We start from the raw sequence: 900 nt of genomic DNA on the forward strand, positions 1-900 counted from the left end.
TCGTTGAGCGGCTTGCGGGCCTTCTTGTTCGGATCGCGGATCTTCATCAGGTCGATATAGGCGACCTTGCGCACCGGCTTGCCGATATTGGCATCCGACAGCTCGATCTTGTAGACCCGCTTGAACCTGGCGAGATCGGGGAAGCAGTTCTCGCCGCGCTGGCCTTGCGGGCAGGCCTTGTCGGCGGTGCCTTCGCCATTGTCGCGCTCGATCACGAGGCCCTGGGTCGGGTCGATCATGTTGAAGTCGCCGATCGCATTGCCGTTCTGCTAGAACACATATTGCCAGTAGCGCCCGGTGAACTTCTCCGCCGCGACGTCGAATTCGAGGATGCGCGAGGCTTCCTTGCCGTCGACCTTCTCCCAATCCTTCTTGTCGGCATCCCACAGCGGTCCTTCGAGCAGGCCGTACAGGAACTTGCCGTCCTTGGAAGAGGCAAAGCCCTCAAAACCCTTGGAGCGGCGCAGATTGACGTTGGTGTAGGTGGCGCCGGGCGCGCCGGGCGACTGCACCGCCCAGTGATCCGGCGAGCGCACCGGCTTGCCGTCGGCGACGGTCTCGAACACGGCGAGGATCTTGCCGGTCTTGTCGGCCTTGAGGATGTAGGGCCCGAACTCGTCGCCGATCCAGAACGTGTCGTTGATGATCTGGAAGCCCTCGGTGTCGAAGTCGGCGCCGGGGAGATAACGCTTGGCAGGGTCCTCATGCACGATGCGGAACGGCACCTTCTTGTCGGGATCGTGCAGGAACACGGTCTCCGGCCGCTCGATCTTGCCGCCGGCCCAGTCCATCTTGTAGCGGTTCAGATACAGCATCGAGTCCGCCGAGTTGTAGCGCGAGCCCATGCCGTTGTCGGTGATCACCCAGAACGTGCCGTCGGGCATTGCCTTGATGCCGGAA

Annotated in this window: 1 pseudogene; it reads right to left on the bottom strand. The window is 62.4% G+C overall.

Features of this window, described 5'->3' with window-relative positions:
• Positions 1–884: pseudogene (locus NS334_RS17440) on the bottom strand (esterase-like activity of phytase family protein); the annotation flags it as partial.
• Positions 885–900: the final 16 nt, after the last annotated feature.

Source organism: Sphingomonas endophytica (assembly GCF_001476895.1).
Classification (GTDB): Bacteria; Pseudomonadota; Alphaproteobacteria; order Sphingomonadales; family Sphingomonadaceae; genus Sphingomonas; species Sphingomonas endophytica_A.